15 protein-coding genes are annotated in these 14,581 nt (G+C 73.1%); 9 read left to right on the forward strand and 6 right to left on the reverse strand.

Going from position 1 to position 14,581, the window contains the following annotated elements; translation table 11 throughout:
• Window positions 1–47: 47 nt before the first annotated feature.
• Complete coding sequence (locus IH26_RS0144780) at window positions 48–1,244, forward strand: cytochrome P450 (RefSeq protein WP_030442402.1); 1,197 nt, start codon at window positions 48–50, stop codon at window positions 1,242–1,244.
• Window positions 1,245–1,321: 77 nt separating this feature from the next.
• Here IH26_RS0144780 and IH26_RS0144785 read toward each other — a convergent pair whose 3' ends face one another.
• Window positions 1,322–2,023, reverse strand: coding sequence for a hypothetical protein (locus IH26_RS0144785; protein ID WP_030442403.1), 702 nt, complete (start codon window positions 2,021–2,023; stop codon window positions 1,322–1,324).
• A 108-nt stretch (window positions 2,024–2,131) separates the two neighbouring features.
• Here IH26_RS0144785 and IH26_RS0144790 point away from each other — a divergent pair, with 108 nt between their 5' ends.
• The 3 genes from IH26_RS0144790 to IH26_RS0144800 are packed head-to-tail and all read left to right on the forward strand — an operon-like array spanning window position 2,132 to window position 6,065.
• Window positions 2,132–3,583 (forward strand): FAD-linked oxidase C-terminal domain-containing protein, encoded by a 1,452-nt coding sequence (locus tag IH26_RS0144790; protein ID WP_030442404.1) that lies wholly within the window; start codon window positions 2,132–2,134, stop codon window positions 3,581–3,583.
• Window positions 3,583–4,701: an FAD-binding oxidoreductase gene (locus IH26_RS0144795; RefSeq protein WP_030442405.1), complete on the forward strand. Its 1,119-nt coding sequence runs from the start codon at window positions 3,583–3,585 to the stop codon at window positions 4,699–4,701. The genes IH26_RS0144790 and IH26_RS0144795 overlap by 1 nt, the downstream gene beginning before the upstream one ends.
• Window positions 4,701–6,065, forward strand: coding sequence for a (Fe-S)-binding protein (locus tag IH26_RS0144800; RefSeq protein ID WP_030442406.1), 1,365 nt, complete (start codon window positions 4,701–4,703; stop codon window positions 6,063–6,065). Before IH26_RS0144795 ends, IH26_RS0144800 begins: the two co-directional genes overlap by 1 nt.
• 485 nt (window positions 6,066–6,550) lie before the next feature.
• Here the strand turns inward: IH26_RS0144800 and IH26_RS56700 are convergent, their stop codons facing one another.
• Window positions 6,551–7,159 carry a CGNR zinc finger domain-containing protein gene (locus IH26_RS56700; protein ID WP_030442407.1) on the reverse strand — a complete coding sequence of 203 codons (609 nt, stop codon included), beginning with the start codon at window positions 7,157–7,159 and terminating at the stop codon, window positions 6,551–6,553.
• Between the two features lie 71 nt (window positions 7,160–7,230).
• On the opposite strand from IH26_RS56700, the gene IH26_RS0144810 reads away from it, so the two are divergent.
• The 3 genes from IH26_RS0144810 (at window position 7,231) to IH26_RS0144820 (ending at window position 9,895) form a co-directional block, all read left to right on the forward strand.
• Window positions 7,231–8,499, forward strand: a complete 1,269-nt coding sequence (locus tag IH26_RS0144810; RefSeq protein ID WP_084599685.1) for an MFS transporter — start codon at window positions 7,231–7,233, stop codon at window positions 8,497–8,499.
• Window positions 8,500–8,756: 257 nt separating this feature from the next.
• Window positions 8,757–9,314, forward strand: a complete 558-nt coding sequence (locus IH26_RS0144815) for a TetR/AcrR family transcriptional regulator C-terminal ligand-binding domain-containing protein (RefSeq protein WP_030442409.1) — start codon at window positions 8,757–8,759, stop codon at window positions 9,312–9,314.
• Window positions 9,315–9,505: 191 nt separating this feature from the next.
• Window positions 9,506–9,895: a hypothetical protein gene (locus tag IH26_RS0144820; protein WP_030442410.1), complete on the forward strand. Its 390-nt coding sequence runs from the start codon at window positions 9,506–9,508 to the stop codon at window positions 9,893–9,895.
• A 101-nt stretch (window positions 9,896–9,996) separates the two neighbouring features.
• On the opposite strand, the gene IH26_RS0144825 is transcribed toward IH26_RS0144820, so the two are convergent.
• A complete protein-coding gene (locus IH26_RS0144825) occupies window positions 9,997–10,623 on the reverse strand; it encodes a hypothetical protein (protein WP_157437704.1) in 627 nt (208 codons plus the stop codon).
• A gap of 106 nt (window positions 10,624–10,729) precedes the next feature.
• Window positions 10,730–12,118: a sensor histidine kinase gene (locus IH26_RS0144835; protein ID WP_030442413.1), complete on the reverse strand. Its 1,389-nt coding sequence runs from the start codon at window positions 12,116–12,118 to the stop codon at window positions 10,730–10,732.
• A gap of 82 nt (window positions 12,119–12,200) precedes the next feature.
• Between IH26_RS0144835 and IH26_RS0144840 the strand changes: the two genes are divergently transcribed.
• Together IH26_RS0144840 and IH26_RS0144845 are read left to right on the forward strand one after the other, a co-directional pair.
• Window positions 12,201–12,911, forward strand: a complete 711-nt coding sequence (locus IH26_RS0144840; RefSeq protein ID WP_030442414.1) for a response regulator transcription factor — start codon at window positions 12,201–12,203, stop codon at window positions 12,909–12,911.
• A gap of 47 nt (window positions 12,912–12,958) precedes the next feature.
• Window positions 12,959–13,399: a hypothetical protein gene (locus IH26_RS0144845; RefSeq protein ID WP_030442415.1), complete on the forward strand. Its 441-nt coding sequence runs from the start codon at window positions 12,959–12,961 to the stop codon at window positions 13,397–13,399.
• On the opposite strand, the gene IH26_RS0144850 is transcribed toward IH26_RS0144845, so the two are convergent.
• Entirely contained in the window at window positions 13,378–14,250 is an 873-nt protein-coding gene (locus IH26_RS0144850) for a hypothetical protein (protein WP_030442416.1), read from the reverse strand. The genes IH26_RS0144845 and IH26_RS0144850 overlap by 22 nt on opposite strands.
• On the reverse strand, window positions 14,247–14,561 hold the full coding sequence (locus IH26_RS0144855) for a PadR family transcriptional regulator (protein WP_030442417.1): 315 nt from the start codon (window positions 14,559–14,561) through the stop codon (window positions 14,247–14,249). The genes IH26_RS0144850 and IH26_RS0144855 overlap by 4 nt, the downstream gene beginning before the upstream one ends.
• Between the last annotated feature and the right edge of the window lie 20 nt (window positions 14,562–14,581).

The following is a 14,581-nucleotide window of genomic DNA, read 5'->3' on the forward strand; positions in this document are numbered from 1 at the left end:
CTACCGAGCCGGACGACCATGAACAGGCCCCGGGTACGGTCGATCGCGTGGTGGACATTGTGGAAGGACCCGAGGTGTCGGCCCTGCTCGGCGAGCTGACCACGCTGGTCGGGCGGGAGGATCCCTATCCCCGGTACGAGCGGCTGCGGGAGATCGGGCCGGTCGTGCGGGCGGACGACGACGCCCTGGTCGTGACGAGACATGCCGATTGCGCGGCGGTCACCCGGGATGCCCGGCTCGGCCACCTGCCGGCCGACATGCTGGCTTTCGTCGGGCTGCCGGACTGGGCGGAGCATCCATCGCTGCGCCTGCTGTTCACCAGCATGCTGACGCTCAACCCGCCCGATCACACCCGGCTGCGGCGGCTGGTCAGCTCGGCTTTCACGGCCCGCCGGGTGGAGGCGCTGCGGCCGGCGATCACGCGGATGGTCTCGTCCCTGCTGGACGAGCTCGACGGGGCGGTCGACTTCATCTCGGCGTTCGCGTTTCCGTTGCCGGTCAACGTGATCGGTGAGCTGCTCGGGGTGCCGGAGCCGGATCGGGCGCAGTTTCAGACGCTCGTGCGGGATTGGTCGCAGGTGCTGGACACGATCACGCCGGAGGTGATCGCCGCGGCGGATCCGGCCGCGGCCACGATGCGCTCGTATTTGTCCGATTTAGCGGAAATGCGGCGGCAGGATCCTCGGGACGATCTGATCAGCGCCCTGGTGGCGGTCGAGGAGCTCAGCTCCGATGAGCTGCTCACGATGGCGGCGCTGCTGTTCGGGGCCGGGTTTGAGACGACGACCCATCTGCTGGGCAATGGGCTGGTGGCGCTGCTGCGCCATCCGTCCGAAATTCCGGATTTATCCGGTGATCCGGTCGCCGCGGTGGAGGAGTTGCTGCGCTTCGACTCGCCGGTGCAGCTGGCGGCTCGGGTGGCTTGGCAGCCGACGGTGATCGGCGGGGTGGACATTTCGCCCGGCGACCGGATTGTCGCCTATCTCGGCGCGGGCAATCACGACCCGGCGCGGTTCGATTCGCCGGATGTGCTCGATCTGTCCAGGCCGGACAACGCGCCGCTCTCGTTCGGCGGCGGGATCCACTACTGCCTGGGTGCGCCGCTGGCCCGCCTCGAGGCGCAGATCGCCTTCCCGGCGCTGTTCCGTCGTTTTCCCGGCGTACGCCTGGACGGCTCGCCCACCCGTCGCGACAGCCTGACGATCCGCGGATACACCAAGCTGCCGGTCGTCCTGGCACAGTAAGACGCCGCTGCGAATTCCACGGGGGAAGAACTCGCAACGGCGCAGCCCGAACAGTAGACGACCCCGGGCGGGTCTGTCTATCCCACCCGTTGCACGACGGTGCCGACCAACTTCTTCCAATCGGTATCGAAAGTCGCCGCCGGGCTCGCGCTGTTCAGCTGATAGATCGCATACGCGTCCACGAGCACCACATTCGCGGTCTGTACCACGGTCACGGCGGTGTCGGCGGTGCCCGGGTGGGACTTGTCGTAGCTCTTGTGTCGGATCACCACGAATCCCGTCCAGCCCTCCTCGTTGATCGGCTGGACGGCGGCCGTCTCGGTGTAGGCCGGCTCGTTGCGGTCGCTGGTCTGGGTGGCCGGCACGTTCATCGTCTTCTGACAGCTGTCGGCGACGCCACGCAGCCCGGCCAGCGCCGCGTCGGCACCGGACTTGTTGCCGTAGACCAGGGCGACCTGCTCGAGCGTCTGGGCGCCCTTCTCCCCCTCGTCGACCAGCGGCGCGGAGACGACCTCGCCGCCGGGCGGGGCCTGCGGCGCCGGGGTGGTGCCGCCGCAGATGCTGACCAGCTCGTTGGGATCGGCGCTCTCGTCCGGCGCGCTCCAGGTCGGGCCGAGCTCGGAGGCCTGCATCAGCGCGCCCCGCATCGTGGTCGCCGAGATCAGCTTGCTCTGGTCGGGCTGCTTGTTGTCGTCCTCGGAGTCGCTGCAGGCGGCCGTCACGGCGAGGGCGCAGAGGGCGGTGACGGCGATGCGGGCGGCTCGGGCGGTCACGAACATCGGGCCATCTTTGCAGAAGATTCGCCCCTCGCCGACGCCGGTTTCGGGTTATCCACAGGCCGTCACGAGACCGTCGCGCTGGGCCGCCCGGCGGGATACGTTCTCTTCGTGAGCGGGATTCAGGAACTGGCTGAGGGACTCCGGGCCGTGCTCGGGCCGGCGCGGGTGATCACCGACCGGCAGGAGCTGCGGACGTACGAGTGCGACGGTCTCGCCCACTACAAGGTCGTCCCGGCGCTGGTGGTCCTCCCGCAGGACACGGCGCAGGTCGCCGCCGTGGTCCGGGCCTGCGCCGAGGCGGGCGTGCCGTTCGTGGCCCGCGGTTCGGGCACCGGCCTGTCCGGCGGGGCGCTCCCGCATGCCGACGGCGTGTTGATCGTGACCGCCCAGATGCGCCGGCTCGTCGAGGTCGACCCGGCCGACGAGCGGGCCGTGGCCGAGCCGGGGGTGATCAACCTGCAGGTCACCCGTGCCGCGACCCCACACGGCTACTACTACGCGCCCGACCCGTCCAGCCAGCAGATCTGCTCGATCGGGGGCAATGTCGCGGAGAATTCCGGCGGCGCGCACTGCCTGAAATACGGCTTCACCACCAACCACGTGACCGGGCTCGAGGTGGTCACCCCCGACGGCGAGGTGACCCGGCTCGGCGGGCGCGCGCTCGACCCACCGGGGTACGACCTGCTCGGCGCGTTCGTCGGGTCGGAGGGCACGCTCGGGGTGGCCACCGAGGTGACCGTGAAACTCACCAGGCTGCCCGAGTCGGTGCGGACGCTGCTGGCCGGCTTCCACGGCACCGACCAGGCCGGCGCGGCCACCTCGGCGATCATCGGGGCGGGCGTGGTGCCGGCCGCGATCGAGATGATGGACGCGCTGGCCATCGAGGCGGCCGAGGCGGCGGTGGCCTGCGGTTATCCGGCGGGCGCCGGCGCGGTGCTGATCGTCGAGCTGGACGGGCCGGCCGCCGAGGTCGCGGCCCAGTTCGGCGAGGTGACCCGGCTGTGCGAGGCGAACGGCGCGTTCGAGATCCGGATAGCGGCCGACGACGCCGAGCGGGCGCTGTTCTGGCGGGGGCGGAAATCGGCGTTCGCCGCCGTCGGCCGGATCAGCCCCGACTACATCGTGCAGGACGGCGTGATCCCCCGGACGGCGCTGCCCGAGGTGCTGCGCCGGATCGAGGAGCTGGCGGCCGGCCATGGCGTACGGGTGGCAAACGTCTTTCACGCCGGCGACGGGAACCTGCATCCCCTCGTGCTCTTCGACGACGCGATCGAGGGCGCGGCCGAGCGGGCCGAGGCGGCCTCCGGCGCGATCATCGACATCTGCATCGAGTACGGCGGCTCGATCACCGGCGAGCACGGCGTCGGGTCGGACAAGGCGAGGTTCATGCCGCGCATGTTCACCGACGACGACCTCGACACGATGCAGCTGCTGCGGTGCGCCTTCGACCCGGACGGGCTGGCCAACCCGGGCAAGGTCTTCCCGACGCCGCGGCTGTGCGGCGAGCGGCCGGGCCGCCACCGCGGGGCCCTGGAGTATCAGGGCGCCGAGGTCTTCTGATGTCGGTGCTGGACGAGCTGGCCCGCCCGGCCGGTGATGACGACGTGGTCGGCGGCGTGCCGGCCCGGTTGGTCGCGGCGCCCGCCGACACGGCCGAGGCGGCGGCGCTGGTCGCGGCGGCCCGGGAGTTGACCGTGGTGGTCCGGGGCGCCGGCACGAAGATCGACTGGGGTGTCCCGCCACGATCGCTCGACCTGATCATCGACACCCGCCGGCTGACCGGGGTGGTCGAGCACGCGGCCGGCGATCTGATCACCATCGTGCGGGCGGGGACGCCGCTGTCCGAGATCTCGCTCGGCGCGCAAGTGCTCGCGCTGGACGGGCCGGCCAGGGCGACGGTCGGCGGGACGGTGGCGGCCAACACGACCGGCCCGCGGCGGCTGCACTACGGGAGCGTGCGCGACCTGCTGATCGGCATCACCGTGGTCCGGCCGGACGGCAAGGTCGCCAAATCCGGCGGCAGGGTGGTGAAGAACGTCGCCGGGTACGACCTGGGCAAGCTGTACACCGGCTCGTACGGGACGCTGGGGTTGATCACCGAGTGCGTGTTCCGGCTGCATCCGCGGCCGCGGGCCGCGGCGTACGTACGGGCGCAGGCGCCGGCCGCCGACGCGGCGCGGGTGCGGGAGGCCCGGGTGGCGCCGGCGGCGATCGAGCTGGATTCGGCGACGGGCGAGCTGGCGGTGCTGCTGGAGGGGACGCCGGAGGGCGTACGGGAGCGGGCGGCGGCGCTCGCCAAGCTGCTCGGCGGGGAGGTCGCGGAGGAGCCGCCGGCCTGGTGGGGCGCCGACCCATGGCCGGCGGGCGGGATCGGGATGAAGCTGTCGGTGCCGTTGTCCCAGGTGCCCGCGCTGGTGGCCGGCGGAGATCCGGTGCGCGGGTCGGCCGGCACGGGGGTGCTGTATGCGGCGGCCGAGGGGATCACCCAGGTCGAGCGGTTGCGGGGGCTGTGCACGCGGCTGGGTGGGCACGCGGTGGTGCTGACCGCGCCCGCCGCGTTTCGTGACATTTTGGACATGTGGGGGCCGGTGCCAGGACTGGCCCTGATGCGGCGGGTGAAAGACCAGTTCGATCCCGCGCACCGCTTCGCGCCGGGCCGATTCGTGGGAGGCATCTGATGGTTGACGCCACGTGGGGCACCGGCGAGGTGCCGCGGGACGTGCTCGGGCCGGTCGACGGGCCCGCGGCCTTCGACGGCGATCATCCGCCGCGGAAGGACCTGATAGCGGACTGCGTGCACTGTGGATTCTGCCTGCCCACCTGCCCGACGTACGTGCTGTGGGGGGCGGAGGCCGATTCGCCGCGCGGGCGGATCTACCTGATGAACGAGGGGCTCAACGGCGAACCACTGAGCGACTCGATGGTCGAGCACTTCGACAACTGCCTGGGGTGCATGTCGTGCGTGACGGCCTGCCCGTCCGGGGTCGAGTACGACCGGCTGATCGAGGACACCCGCGCCCAGATCGAGCGGCGGCATCCGCGAACGGCCCGGGAACGCGCCCTCCGCTCGGCGATCTTCGCACTGTTTCCCTACCCGCGGCGGCTCCGCCTGCTGCGCGGGCCGCTACGGGCATACCAGGCCTCCGGACTGCAGAAGCTAGTGGCCCGCAGCGGCCTGCTGCCCCGGCTCGCGCCGACGCTGGCCACGCTGGAGTCGCTGGCGCCCCGGCTGCGCGGCGTGCCCCGGCCGCCCCGCCGGATCCCGCCGCGCGGCGCCCGGCGCGCCATCGTCGGCATGCTGACCGGTTGCGTGCAGAGCGCGTTCTTCCCCGACGTGAACTCGGCGACGGCCCGGGTGCTCGCCGCCGAGGGCTGCGAGGTGCTGATCCCGCCGTCGCAGGGGTGTTGCGGCGCGCTGAGCGTCCACAACGGCCGCAAGGCGGAGGCGCAGCGTTTCGCCCGCCGCCTGATCGACACGTTCGAGCACACCGGCATGGACTTCTTCGTCGTCAACGCGGCCGGCTGCGGCTCGTCCCTGAAGGAGTACGACACCCTGCTGGCCGACGATCCCGCCTACGCGGCCCGCGCGGTGGCCTTCACCGCAAAGGTCCGCGACCTGGCCGAGTTGCTGGCCGAGTTGGGCCTGGTCGCACCCCGGCACCCCCTGGACGTGACGGTCGCCTACCACGACGCCTGCCATCTGGCCCACGCCCAGGGCATCCGCGCCCAGCCCCGCTCCCTGCTGGCAGGCATCCCCGGCCTGACCCTCAAGGAAATCCCCGACCCGGAAATCTGCTGCGGCTCGGCCGGCATCTGGAACGTCCTCAACCCCACCCCGGCCGCCGAACTGGGCAACCGCAAGGCCACCAACGTCCTGTCCACCGGCGCCGCCCTGCTGGTCACCGCCAACCCGGGTTGCCTGATGCAGGTAGCCGCGGCAATCCACCGCCAGGGCGGCTCGATCGCCTTGGCCCACACCGCCCAGGTCCTGGACGCCTCCATCCGCGGCCTCGGCGCCCGCTCCCTCCTGAACCGCCACTGACCCACACCCAACGCCATCCACCGCCCGCCAGCCCCTCCCACAACAGTCGGCCCTCCGCCCGTTACCCCGCACAGCGCGGCCCCACCGTGGCCCGGCAGCGTGGCCCGACCGCAGCCCGGCAGCGCGGCCCGACCGCAGCCCGGCAGCGTGGCCCGACCGCAGCCCGGCAGCGTGGCCCGACCGCAGCCCGGCAGCGTGGCCCGACCGCAGCCCGGCAGCGCGGCCCGACCGCAGCCCGGCAGCGCGGCCCAACAGTGGCCGGCAGCGCGGCCCAACAGCGGCCCGGCAGCGCGGCCCGACCGCAGCCCGGCAGCGCGGCCCAACAGTGGCCCGGCAGCGGGCCCAACAGTGGCCCGGCAGCGGGCCCAACAGTGGCCCGGCAGCGGGCCCAACAGTGGCCCGGCAGCGCGGCCCTGGCACGCGGCCGCCCTCGCCCGTCAGCGCCCTCGCCCGTCAGCGCCCTCGCCCGTCAGCGCCCTCGCCCGTCAGCGCCCTCGCCCGTCAGCGCCCTCGCGGCGCTCGGTCAGGCGTTTGGACTTCGCGTGCGTGCCGCAATCGTCCATCGTGCACCATTTGCGGGACTGGTTCCGGCTGCGGTCGAGGAACAGCCACCCGCACCCTCCCTCCGGCACCGGACACTCCCGCAGCCGGCTCAGGTCGGCATTGCGCACCAGGTCGACGAGCGCGTCGGCCAGCCGGTCACCGATCATCATCGCCGGGTCGGCCCCCACCACGAGCGTCGCCGCTCCCCCGTCGCCCGCCACCAGCTCGGCCCGCCCCATCGCCTCGGCCCAGCGCCGGCTCAGCTCGTCGAGCCGCCGCCCGGCCAGGACGTCGTCGACGAGCCCTCGCAGCTCGAGCACATCAGCGAAGACGAACTCCGGCTGCCACGCCCGCGAGACCCTCTCCGCCTCGCCCGCGTCGACGACCTCGGCGCGCCGCGCCCACTCCAGCAGCCCGGCCGGATCGGACAGATAATCCCGCTCCGGCGGCCCCGGCGGGCGCGGCGCCACCGTGTTCGCCAGGTCGAGCGCCCGATGCCCGCCCACAAACCGCCAGTCCGGATGCGACCACTCCGCGCCTCGCCGTTCCATGCTTCCACCATAGCGCCGCATGGTGGTAGCGTCTAGCTCAGCTACCACCTAAATACGTTGAAGGAGGAAGCATGCGAGCAAGGATAGTCCTGGTGGCCCTGGCGGTCGCCACGTTCTTCTACGTCACCGTCGAGACCCTGCCCATCGGGCTCCTGCCCCAGATCGCGGAGGGCGTCCACGTCCCCGATTCCGCGGTCGGGCTGCTGGTCACGGCGTATGGCTTGGTCGTCGTCATCGCCACGATCCCGCTGACCCGGCTGACGCACCGCTGGTCCCGTCGCCGCCTGCTCGGCGCGCTGATCCTCACCGCCGCCGTCGCGACCACCATCTCCGCGCTCGCCCCTGCCTATCCCGCCCTGCTGGCCGGTCGCGTGCTGGCCGCGCTCTCCCAGGCCCTCTTCTGGGCAGTGGTCACGCCCGCCGCCGCCGGCCTGTTCCCCGCGGCGGCGCGGGGGCGCGCGATTGCCATCCTTTACGCGGGCAGCTCCGCCGGCCCGCTGGTGGGCGTCCCGGCCGGCGCCTGGCTGGGCCAGCAGGCCGGCTGGCGGGTCCCGTTCCTGGCGCTGGCCGGGGTCGGCGTGGCCATCGCCGCGGTGATCATCATGTTGATGCCCCACGTCCCGCCCGGCGCGAGCCACGCCGACCGCGGCAGCGAGCCCGACCGCGTCCGCTACCGCACGCTGGTCGTCGCCACCGCCATCACCGTGACCGGCGCGTTCACCGCGATCACCGTGATCACCCCGTTCCTGACCGGCGTGACCGGCGTCAGCGACACCTCGATCAGCCCGATCCTCCTGATCCGCGGCCTGGCCGGCCTGGCCGGAGTGCTGGCCGCTGGCTTCGTCCCCGAGCGCCGCACCTGGCATGCCCTGACGGCACTGACGGCCCTGGAGGCCGCCGCTCTCGCCGCTCTGTTCGCGTTCGCCGCCACCCCGCCACTGGCGATCGCCGCGATCGCCGCCGCGAGCACGGCCCTGTCCGGCATAGTCACGGTGATGGGCACCCGGGTCCTGCAGGTGGCGCCCGGCACCACCGACATGGCCGCGGCCGGCACGTCCACCGCCTTCAACGTCGGCATCACCTCCGGCGCCCTGCTCGCCAGCCTGATGCTCACCAGCGCCCTGCGCGAGTCGGCCCTGCTGGCAGCCGCCTTCGCCGCCGCCGGCGTGGCCACCCTCCTGATCGAGCCGCGCCTGGCCGCCCGCAACGGCCCGCCGACTCACGTCTCCGCCCCCGGCGCAGATCCCCGTGCGCCCTACCCCAGCCGACAGAGGAGTGTGGAGCCCCGGGCCCGAGGGTTAGCCCGCGCCGGAGCGCTGACGCCCCGACGGGAGACCTGAGCCCGTGCCGGAACGCCGAGAGAGACGCGAGCCGGAGCACTGACGTCCCGCGCCGCGCCGCCCCGCGCCGCCCCGCACCGCCCCGCACCGCCCCGCACCGCCCCGCACCGCCCCGCACCGCCCCGCACCGCGCCGCGCCGCGCCGCTCAAAGCTTGCGCGCCGCTGGCCGCCACCTCCATGACACCAGCGCCAAGCCGGCGAACAAGGACAGGCGCGATCAACGCCGTCGCCGCTTGACGCATCGCCATGTCCGGCGATGACGGTTACCCGCGGCGCCGGGTCGCGCCGGCGAGTGCTCGGCGCGGCACTGCAGGGGCTCGACGAGCACGGTCTCGCCGGGTTCACCATGGAGGCGGTCCCTCGGCGGGCGGCCGCCAGCAAGGCGACGCTCTACCGGCACTGGCCCACCTCGAACGCCCTGCTGGTCGACGCCATGGACGCGACGTTCCGGCCGCTGCCGATCCCCGACACCGGCAGCGTCGCGACCGACGTATCCGACCTGCTCACCGCGTATGCCGCCCTGCTCGAGAGCACGCCGTACCCGCGCCTGCTCGCCGCTTTCATCGACGCCGCCGAGCGCGATCCCGCCCTGAAGTCTCTCCACGCCGACCTGACCCGGCGCCGCCGCGAGCCGCTGCTGGCCGTGCTGAGCCGCGCCCGCGATCGCGGCGAACTGCCCGCCGGCCTCGACTCGGAGCTCACCGTCGACCTGCTGGCCGCGCCCCTGTTCTACCGGCGCTTCGTCGCCCACCGGGACATCCCGCCCGCCCTCATCGCCGAGGTCATCGCGAGAGTGCTGGGAATATCGCGATGACGGCGATCCAGCCCGCACGATCCGCTGGATCTAGGGTCTTCGATGGAGCGGCCAGATCCCACCGGCCGGAATCGCGCTTGCGTACGCCGAGGGGCCAGGCCGTCGAGGCCACTGTGGAGCGACAGCGGAAAAGTGTCGTACCCCGCGGGCATACTGCGAGCGCAACTCAAGCAACGAGGAAGGCGGGCCGCATGGCGGAAACAGATCCCTTGGTGGAGACGTGGCGGCAGATCATCGTCGGCGACGAGAAGTCGTGGGTGCTCTTCAAGCACGGCACCTGCGTGGTCCTCGTCGAGCCCGGCGACGACCTGTCCGCCCAGGCCGTGGCGGTCCTCCGCGAGTCCGGGCCGGTCGAGCCGGGCGGCCCCACCGCGGACTTCGGCACCATCCCGCTGGACACCGCGCCCGGCTGGGTGGTCACCGGCCACCACCCGGACGTGCTGACCTACGTCTCCCCCACCGAGGTGTCCCAGACCGGCGACAACCTCAACCTGGCCGTCGGCCTGACCGGCCGCGCCAAACGCGACCAGGACGCGCGAGACCTGACCATCACCCACGTCGAGGACAAACGCACGAAATAGCGGCGTCCCTGCTCACCGGATGCCCCAACAGCGCCCGGTGAGCAGGGATCAGCCAGAACAGAGAAGCAGGACGCCCCAACGGCGCCGACGGGTCAACCTGCTCAGATCAGGGGAACGGAGGGGTCGTCGGTCGCGCCCGCGTCGGCCGTGTTCTCGACCGAGCAGAAGCGCCAGTGCTTGTCGATGCCGAGGTCGAGTGTGACCTGCAAGGCCGACTGGGGGTAGGCGTCGAAGGTGCTGATCGTGTTGCCCTTGGCGCGGCTCGCCACCGGCTCGGCGGGGCGGGCGGCGATCACCTGCAGGACCACTCGGCTGCCGGTCACCGGGGACGGGCCGAGGACGCTGGTGATCGTGGCGGGGGCGGTGCGCACGTAGGCGCGGCTGCCGAGCAGGCCGTCGATCTGGTCGCTGAGCAGGTTCGCGACGGCGCAGCCGGGGGTGGCGACCGTGCCGACCAGGGCCGGGTCGGGGTTGGCGAGCAGCCATTGGCCGTAGGCGGAGAGTGAGGTGAGGATCGGCATCCAGGACGTTCCGGTGTTGCGGAGCGCGGGGGCGGCCGAGGTCGCCTTGGGCACCGAGACGGTGACGACCCGCATCGGGCTGGGCGACACGCTGACCGCGGGGGCCGGCGTGGCGGAGACGGCGGTGGCGGTAGCGCCATTCGTGGCGCCGCAGCCGCTCAGCGCGGCCGTCGCGGCCAGGCCGATCAGGGCGGGGTGAGCACGCATGGCAACCCTTATCGGCCGCGCCCGACGCGACTTGAGAACGGCGAGGCAGACCAGACCGAGAGCGAGTGCCGTGATCGGGCCCCAGCGATCGACTGCACGGGCGAGCCTAGGACCCCGTCCCGGAGGGCTCGCTGACCGGCAGTGGCAGGCGGATCCGCATGGCCGCACCCTCCGCCACGTCGTCGACCGTGAGCGTGCCCCCGTGGGCCTGCACGATGTCGCGGGCGATCGACAACCCCAGCCCCGTTCCGCCCCCGGTCCGCGACCGGCTGTCGTCCAGCCGGACGAAGCGGTCGAAGATACGGGCACGGTCGGCGGCGGGGATCGGCGGACCGTCGTTGCCGATCACGATCTCGGCCCAGCCGGAGCGGCTGCCGACGCTGATCGTCAAGCCGTGTGCGGCATGCCGGGCCGAGTTGTCGACCAGGTTGCGGACCACGCGCAGCAACGCGTCCGCGTCGCCGGTCACCCGGACCGGCTCGACGGCAGCGCGTACGGCAAGCGATGGTCTCATCTCCGCCAAGCGCTCGCGTTCCATGAAGGCCAGGTCGTCCAGGTCGACGTCCTGCCGGCGCAGCCGCAGCTCGTCGTTGTCCACCCGGGCGAGCAGCAGCAGGTCCTCCACCAGGCGGGCCATCCGGGCGCTCTCGGTCCGGATCCGCCCCACCGACCGCGCCGCCGAGGACGGCAGCTCGGCCGCCTCCAGCAGGTCCGCGTTGGCCTGCACCGTCGCCAAGGGGCTGCGCAGCTCGTGCGACGCGTCGCCGACGAAGCGCCGCTGCGCCGCCGTGGACGCCTCGATCCGGTCGAGCATCGTGTTCATCGTCGAGGCCAGCGCCGCGATCTCGTCGTCGGCGGCGGGGACCGGCAGGCGCTCGTGCAGGTTGCGCGAGCTGATCGACGCGGCCTGCCGGCGCATCGCCTCGACCGGCCGCAGGGTGCGCCCCACGAACAGGAACGCCGCGCAGCCGGTCGCCACCGTCAGCAGCGGCAGGCCCAGCAGCAGCGCCACGATCACCGCGCCGATCGCGTCGTCGACCGTGTCCAGCGACTCGGCCACCAGCACCGTACGGTCGCCGGACGGCGTGGTCACGCCCTCGGCGACGATCCAGAACGGCTCGTCGTGGTCGCCCGGCAGGCGGCCCTGCCACTGGTCGTGGTCGCCGGGCGCCGGGCGCATCGGCGCGATCGGGCCCTGCCCGGCCAGCGCGTACGACCGCCCCACCACCTGGCCGTAGCGGTCGATCACCTGGACCACCGTGCGGTCGCTGGTCGACGGGCGCAGCAGCGTCATCAGGTCCGACCCGGTCTTCAGGCCGGCCGCCACCTGCGCGGCCCGGTCGTTGGCCGCGGTGCTGATGTTGTCCAGCAGGATGCTCCGCGCGGTGACCAGCAGCACCGCCCCGGCCAGCAGCGACGCGATCGCGACGACGACCGCCGCGGCGAGGGCGGACCGCAGGCGTACGCCCAGGCGGCGGCGGATGGAGACGAGCATGGCCGACACGGTAGCCGGGCCGGGGGCCGCGGCATCGGGTCGTTCAGCGCATTTTCAGGGGGAATGGGGTCACGCTTGCACCATGCGAGTGCTGGTGGTGGAGGACGAGGTCAGTTTGGCCGAGACGTTGCGGGACGGGCTGACCGAGGCGGGGTTCGTCGTCGACGTGGTGCATGACGGGGTCGACGGCCTGTGGCAGGCCACCGAGACCCCGCACGGCGCGTACGACGTGATCGTGCTGGACATCATGCTGCCCGGGCTGAGCGGCTACGAGGTGTGCCGACAGTTGCGGTCGCGGGAGGTGTGGACGCCGATCCTGATGCTGACCGCCAAGGACGGCGAGTACGACCAGGCGGACGCGTTCGATCTGGGCGCCGACGACTACCTGACCAAGCCGTTCTCGTTCGTGGTGCTGATCGCCCGGCTGCGCGCGCTGGTCCGGCGCGGCGCCCCCGAGCGACCGGCCGTGCTCGCCGCCGGCGACCTGTCGCTCGATCCGGGGCAGCGCAAGGTCTGGCGCGGCCAGGAGCCGGTCGCGGTGACGCCGCGCGAGTTCGCGATGCTCGAGTTCCTGATGCGGCACCGCGGGCAGGCGGTCACCAAGCGGGCGATCCTGGAGAACGTCTGGGACGCGCACTTCACCGGCGACCCGAACATCGTCGAGGTGTACATCGGCTACCTGCGCAAGAAGATCGACCACCCGTTCGGGCGCGCGTCGATCGAGACGGTACGCGGCGCGGGTTACCGGATCGTGCCCGACGGGGAGGTGACCGCCGAGCACGGGCTTCGATGAACTGGGCATTCAGCGAATTCTTAGGTTGACGGAACCACAGTGTCGGCGTGTGGTTCCAGGTCTCCCCGGAGATCGACGCGGTGCTGGACTCCGCCGCCGCCGATCTCGCCTATGTCGTCTATGCCATCGCCGGCGCCCTGGCGGTGCTGGCCCTGCGGCAGCGCCGGTTCCGCCCGGTCGTGCTGCTCGGCGCCGCTCCGCTGGTCGCCTACGGCCTGGCGCGGGGGCTCGCGCACCTCGATCAGCATCGGACGGTCCCGCAGGCCACGGCCGCCTTCGCCGTCGCGTACGCCATCTTCCTGTTCTTCGATCGTCGGGCGGGGATTGCGCTGGCGGCCGGCGCGGTCCTGGTCGGCGTGGATCACCCCAGTGACCTGGCGGTGGCGGCCGCCATCGCGTCGCTAGCCGTCTTCGTCGTGCACCTGGCGGGCGCCGGCCGGCAAAGCGCCGACGTCATGACCGCAAGTCACGACTCGGCCCGCAGCTGACGACGGTCGGCCAGCCCGGCGAGCGCGGTCGCCGCGCCCAGCGCCAGCACCAGGCCGAGCCAGCTGGGCAGGAACGGCGTAGCGAGGAAGCCGGCGGCGCCGCGCGAGCGGACCTGCAGCCCCCAGACCAGCGCGGCCACCGTGGCCAGGCCCATCCCGGCGGCCAGCACGGTCAGCGCCACCGGACGGAGCCGGCGCGGCGGCGAGGCCGGCACCCGGCGCAGCACCGTGTCGGCGGCCCAGGCGGTCGCGGCGACCACCCCGACCCCGGCCAGCGCGAGCAGCACGAAGCCGGGCTTGCCGCCGATCGCGACGGCCACTGCCAGCACACCGAACCACAGCGCCACGCCCACGACCGGCACGGCCACGTACTTCCAGGCGCCACTGTCGCGCCCACGCAGCAGCGCCAGCCCGCTCGGCGCCGCCGCGGCCACCAGGGCCAGGAGCGCCACCGCGGACATCAGGACCACGATGGCGTGCGCCGTGCGCCCCGGTCCGCGGAAATCCTCGGCCAGCTTCGCGAACCCGATGCCCGCGACGGTGAACAGTCCGGCCGCCCACACGGCGACCGTCATCGGTGCGGCTCTGCTCATCAGCTCTCCTCCGTGGGCGCGGACCGCGCCGCGCAGCGAATCGATGATCAGCGCGGGCCGGCGGTGGATCCGCAGGTCGGACAGCAGCTGGGCGTACTCGTCGCCGTACCGGCGGCGCCACCCGGCCGGGTAGCAGGCGACCAGGGCCCGGACCAGCCGGGCGTCCTCGCTCACACTGAGCCGGCCGGGCGTGGACTCGTGGCCCTCGCGACGGGCGTCACGCGGGGCGGTCCACTTGCGGCCGGTGCGCTCGCTCACGCCGTCGCCGGCCGGAGCCGGCCGAGGCTGAGGGCGGCCAGCTTCCGCATCCGGGTCGCCTGGGCGGTCAGCTCGGCCACGCCGGCCGCGGTCAGCCGGTACGGCCGGCGCCGCCCCTCGGCCGGCAACCCCTCGATCAGCCCGCGCTCCTCGAGGCGGGCCAGGGCCGCGTACAGCGTGCCCGGCCCGAGCGCCACGCCGACCTCGGCGGCGATGTCCGCGGTGATCGCGTAGCCGTGTTTGGCGCCGTCGGCGAGGCTGGCCAGCACCAGCAGGCCGGGCTCCGCCCAGCGCCCGAGTTCGTCCGTCATCTCTTGCTCCGTTCCGCGCT

The organism is Actinoplanes subtropicus, assembly GCF_000721705.1.
GTDB classification, from domain to species: domain Bacteria; phylum Actinomycetota; class Actinomycetes; order Mycobacteriales; family Micromonosporaceae; genus Actinoplanes; species Actinoplanes subtropicus.

Bases quoted from the DNA above. Each gene is read 5' to 3' on its own strand.
- IH26_RS0144785 (WP_030442403.1), bottom strand. From the start codon at position 2,023: ATGTTCGTGACCGCCCGAGCCGCCCGCATCGCCGTCACCGCCCTCTGC.
- IH26_RS0144795 (WP_030442405.1), top strand. From the start codon at position 3,583: ATGTCGGTGCTGGACGAGCTGGCCCGCCCGGCCGGTGATGACGACGTG.
- IH26_RS0144800 (WP_030442406.1), top strand. From the start codon at position 4,701: ATGGTTGACGCCACGTGGGGCACCGGCGAGGTGCCGCGGGACGTGCTC.
- IH26_RS56700 (WP_030442407.1), bottom strand. From the start codon at position 7,159: ATGGAACGGCGAGGCGCGGAGTGGTCGCATCCGGACTGGCGGTTTGTG.
- IH26_RS0144810 (WP_084599685.1), top strand. From the start codon at position 7,231: ATGCGAGCAAGGATAGTCCTGGTGGCCCTGGCGGTCGCCACGTTCTTC.
- IH26_RS0144815 (WP_030442409.1), top strand. From the start codon at position 8,757: ATGACGGTTACCCGCGGCGCCGGGTCGCGCCGGCGAGTGCTCGGCGCG.
- IH26_RS0144820 (WP_030442410.1), top strand. From the start codon at position 9,506: ATGGCGGAAACAGATCCCTTGGTGGAGACGTGGCGGCAGATCATCGTC.
- IH26_RS0144825 (WP_157437704.1), bottom strand. From the start codon at position 10,623: ATGCGTGCTCACCCCGCCCTGATCGGCCTGGCCGCGACGGCCGCGCTG.
- IH26_RS0144835 (WP_030442413.1), bottom strand. From the start codon at position 12,118: ATGCTCGTCTCCATCCGCCGCCGCCTGGGCGTACGCCTGCGGTCCGCC.
- IH26_RS0144840 (WP_030442414.1), top strand. From the start codon at position 12,201: ATGCGAGTGCTGGTGGTGGAGGACGAGGTCAGTTTGGCCGAGACGTTG.
- IH26_RS0144855 (WP_030442417.1), bottom strand. From the start codon at position 14,561: ATGACGGACGAACTCGGGCGCTGGGCGGAGCCCGGCCTGCTGGTGCTG.